General features: G+C 54.0%; 3 protein-coding genes. All 3 read left to right on the top strand.

Features of this window, described 5'->3' with window-relative positions; all coding sequences use genetic code 11:
- A partial coding sequence (locus ACLTD4_RS33810) for an ATP-binding cassette domain-containing protein (protein WP_412331984.1) occupies positions 1 to 823 on the top strand: 823 nt, incomplete at its 5' end.
- On the top strand, positions 816 to 1967 hold the full coding sequence (locus ACLTD4_RS33815; RefSeq protein WP_002601357.1) for an ABC transporter permease: 1152 nt from the start codon (positions 816 to 818) through the stop codon (positions 1965 to 1967). The genes ACLTD4_RS33810 and ACLTD4_RS33815, both read left to right, overlap by 8 nt.
- Before the next feature lies 1 nt (position 1968).
- Positions 1969 to 2247, top strand: a 279-nt coding sequence (locus tag ACLTD4_RS33820; protein WP_412331985.1) for an ABC transporter permease subunit, incomplete at its 3' end; no start/stop codon positions are given.

Raw genomic sequence — 2247 nt, forward strand, 5'->3', positions numbered from 1 at the left:
GGCCACGCTCATGGTGGGCCATGAGGTGAAGCTAGTGGTGGACAAGACACCGGCAAAACCGGGAGAAACCGTTCTGGAGATCAAGGATCTGGTCGTGAAAAACGAGCGGAAGCTGGACGCGGTGAAGGGGCTGAACTTAAAGGTTCGGAAAGGTGAGATCTTGGGAATCGCCGGGATCGACGGCAACGGTCAGAAAGAACTGGTGGAGGCGATTGGATGCCTGATTCCGGCAGAAAAGGGGACCATCACAGTCTGCGGCAAACCCATTACCAACACGGACCCGCGCACGGTCATCGACAGCGGCGTCAGCACGATTCCGGAGGACAGGCAGAAACGCGGTCTCGTTCTGGATTTCTCTGTCAATGAAAATGCAGTGCTGGAGCGGTACCGCCAGGAACCATTTTCCAGAAAAGGGATCTTAAATAAAAAAGAGATGGAACAGTTTACAAAGAAGCTGATCGAGGAGTTTGATGTCCGCCCGGAGGACTGCGGTTCCAAGCGGGCAGGCGGCCTTTCAGGAGGAAATCAGCAGAAGGTCATCATCGGCCGGGAAATCGCCATGAATCCGGATGTGCTGATTGCGGTTCAGCCCACCCGCGGACTGGACGTGGGCGCCATTGAGACGGTACATAAGACGCTGATCCGTGAGAGGGACAAGGGAAAAGCGGTGCTCCTCATCTCCTTCGAACTGGATGAAGTGATGAATGTATCCGATACGATCGCGGTGATCTACGATGGAAAGATCCAGGATACGTTTTCGCAGGGAACCGTGGATGAAAATACGATTGGCCTGTTGATGGCAGGAGGAAAGAATCATGGATAGAACTGTAAATATTTTGAAGAAGCCGCTCACGATGACTCTGATCGCCATCTTCTTCGGCTTTGTGGTTGCCGGGATTATCCTTGCGGCGGCCGGATATCCTCCGGTCCACTCACTGGGCGTCCTGTTTAACGGTGTATTTTCCAGCCCCAAGCACGTATCCAACGTCATTATTAAGAGTACTCCGCTGATTCTGACAGGACTCGGCGTGGCATTTGCATTTAAGACCGGACTCTTTAATATCGGCGCTGAGGGACAGTTTATCATGGGTTCCGTGGCGGCTACCGTGGTTGGTATTCTCTTTGATTTCCCGCCGGTGATCCAGATTCCACTGGTTCTGTCAGCCGGTGTGGCAGCGGGAGCGGTATACGGAGGCATCGCCGGATTCTTAAAGGCTAAATTCGGTATCCACGAGGTTCTCACCAGTATCATGCTCAACTGGATCGCACTCTATTTCTCCAATTACGTCTGTGGTCTGAACCGGTTTCATAAGCCGGATACCATCGGAACGTACGCAATCAACCGGTCCGGTTATACGATGATTCTGGGAAATTATAAGGCGACGGAGGAAGGCAAGGCCGCTCTGGCCCAGAATGAATTTCTGCGCAGTACGATCCTGAAAACGGATGTAAACGCGGGATTTATCATTGCCATTGTCCTGGCAGTCCTGATCTCCTTCCTTCTATATAAAACTGCAAAGGGCTTCGAACTGAGGGCCGTTGGCTCCAACCGGTTTGCGGCTGAATTTTCGGGGATTTATGTGAATCGGAATATCCTGCATTCCATGCTGATCTCCGGCGCCATCTGCGGGCTGGCGGCAGCGCTTTACATAACCGGCAACTCGCCTCATGGAATTGCCACGCTGGCGGCATTTGAAAATACCGGGTTTAACGGGCTGGCGGTCTGTCTGATCGCGGCCAGTTCTCCTATTGGCTGTATTTTCGCGGGACTTCTGTTCGGCGGCCTGATCTACGGCGGCCAGACGCTGCAGTACGAGGTGGGCGCGCCGTCGGAGATCATCAACATTGTCATCGGAGTCATCGTGTTCTTCGTTGCGCTGACCCATATCATTCCGCCGCTGGTGGAACGCTTAAGGAAAGTCCCCCTGGGAAAACCTGGGCGGAATGTCTCGAAGGGAGGGAAATAATATGCTTAGCAGTCTGACGCTGTTTATCGGCATTACACTTATGTATTCTACCCCTCTGGTTTTCGCCGCCCTGGGCGGAGTGGTGTCAGAGCGGTCCGGTGTTACCAATATTGGAATCGAGGGAATGATGACCATCGGAGCGGTGACAGGAGCTACGGTGGGCTACTACTCCGGAAGCGCCTGGGCGGGATTCTTCGCTGCGGGGCTGGCCGGCGGACTCATCGCGCTGCTTCATGCGTTTGCGGCCATCACCTGCAAGGCGGACCAGACGATATCCGGT

The sequence above is a fragment of the Hungatella sp. genome (assembly GCF_046966825.1).

Coding starts and splice junctions, on each gene's coding strand:
- ACLTD4_RS33815 (WP_002601357.1), top strand. CDS start 816: ATGGATAGAACTGTAAATATTTTGAAGAAGCCGCTCACGATGACTCTG.